The sequence below is a fragment of the Streptomyces sp. NPDC002676 genome (assembly GCF_053592455.1).
Window position 1 is genome coordinate 1 of record NZ_JBSFVT010000070.1, and the last position, 1,748, is coordinate 1,748.

Sequence of the window (1,748 nt, forward strand, 5' to 3'; positions counted from 1 at the left end):
TCGCGCATGGTCATCTGGCCCGCGTGCTCACGGTGCGTTGGCTCGGCCTCGACGCCTCCGCCAGCCGACGGCTCGGCCATCCTCATCCAGGCACGCTCAGCTTCCTGGCCACCGAGGACGGGCAGCCGTTCATCGCCGCCTGGAACGTCCCGTAGCGGCGGTGCCGCTGCCTCAGACCTGCTGCGAGAGGCGTCGGAAGCACATGAGCGCCGCGGCGATCCCGGCGAAGGCCAGGAAGTGTTCCGCTTTGCGTTCATAGCGACGGTGCAGGCGGCGACACCCGGACAGCCACGCAACTGTCCGCTCCACGGTCCAACGGTGGCGGCCCAGACGCTGAGAGGACTCGATGCCCTTGCGGGCGATCCGCGGAGTGATGTTCCGGGACCGGAGCCATCGGCGCAGGTGGTCGTAGTCGTAGCCCTTGTCGGCGTGGAGCTTGGCGGGCCGTCGCCGACGGGGCCCACGGCGGGAGCGGATGGGCGGGATGCCACGCACCAAGGGCTCCAAGCCCTGGCTGTCATGGGTGTTGGCAGCGGAGATGCCGATGGAGAGGGGCAGACCGGTCCGCTCGGTGATCAAGTGGATCTTTGAACCCTTCTTGCCGCGATCTACGGGATTCGGACCTGTTAGGTCCCCCCTTTCGCTGCCCGCATGTTCACCGAGTCGATCGCACACCGCGACCAATCCAGGGCGCCGCGCGCGCCGAACTCGTCCAGGACTAGCCGGTGGAGCTTGGCCCAGACCCGGGCCCGGCTCCACTCGGTGAACCGTCGGTGTGCCGTCGGTCCGGACGGGCCAAAGCCCGGTGGTAGTTGGCGCCAGGTACAGCCCGTGGTGGCCACGAACACGATGGCTGCCAGCACCTGCCGGTCGCCATACCGGCGTCGACCACCGCCTTGAGGCCGTACCGGAGCGGCCGGGACCACCCGCTGGAACAATTCCCACAACCTGTCCGGAACCAGCCGATCCACCATCGCCATCACGGCCGCCAGCCTAGAGCGTGTCCGATGGGTGGCCCTTAGACGCGTGCGGTCAGCTCAGCCGGGCATCGGCGTACACGGTCATCGCATCGCGCTGGTAGACGGCGAGACCGTCGGCGATCTTGTCGAAGTTGGCCCGCATCTGCGGGTCGTTGACATAGGCCTGGCCCACTCCCTTGTACGCGGCCGCGTTCGGGGTCCAGAACCGGCAGATCTGCTGGTAGTTGGCGTCCACCTCGGCCTGTACCGCGGGGTCGGAGACCGGCGTGCCGGCCACCATGAACTCCGCCATACGGATCATCTGCGCCGTCACCTCACGCTGCCAGCGCTCCGTGTCCTCGGAGGTCATCGCCTCGACTGCCTGCCGGGACTGCTCCCACGCCTGCGGCCACCGCTCCCGTACCTCGGCCTCGGCCTCGGAGGGGGCCTGGAACCCCTCGAACAGGTTCTCCGGCTTGTTGATCTTCGTCATCTTCCCGTTGTCCCTGCCTTCTTCCAGTTCGGCGATGGTGCGGCCGACCGTACGGGCCAGCGTCTCCAGCCGGTCCCGTTCCGCGAGCAGCCGTTGGTGGTGCTCACGGAGCACGACCACCTGGTCGAGCTGGCTGTCCAGGACCGCCTGGATCTCGCGCAGCCCCAGGTCCAGCTCCCGCATCAGCAGGATCTGCTGCAACCGCAGCAGATCGGCCTCCTCGTAGTAGCGGTGCCCGTTGCTCCCGATCCATGCGGGCGGCAGCAGGCCGATCTCGTCGTAGTGCCGCAGCGTCC

The 1,748-nt window shown here is 68.2% G+C and carries 3 protein-coding genes; 1 reads left to right on the forward strand and 2 read right to left on the reverse strand.

Going from position 1 to position 1,748, the window contains the following annotated elements:
* The first annotated feature begins 14 nt into the window (after nucleotides 1-14).
* A complete protein-coding gene (locus ACWD3E_RS43240) occupies nucleotides 15-155 on the forward strand; it encodes a hypothetical protein (protein ID WP_451392936.1) in 141 nt (46 codons plus the stop codon).
* A 16-nt stretch (nucleotides 156-171) separates the two neighbouring features.
* Here ACWD3E_RS43240 and ACWD3E_RS43245 read toward each other — a convergent pair.
* Both ACWD3E_RS43245 and ACWD3E_RS43250 read right to left on the reverse strand, forming a co-directional pair.
* Nucleotides 172-974, reverse strand: a protein-coding gene (locus ACWD3E_RS43245) for an IS5 family transposase (protein WP_451392937.1) whose coding sequence is annotated in 2 segments (ribosomal slippage) — nucleotides 172-629 and nucleotides 629-974 — 804 coding nt in all. Because the reading frame shifts where the segments join, the coding sequence is not laid out codon by codon here.
* A 58-nt stretch (nucleotides 975-1,032) separates the two neighbouring features.
* Nucleotides 1,033-1,748, reverse strand: a 716-nt coding sequence (locus ACWD3E_RS43250; protein WP_451392935.1) for a MerR family transcriptional regulator, incomplete at its 5' end; no start/stop codon positions are given.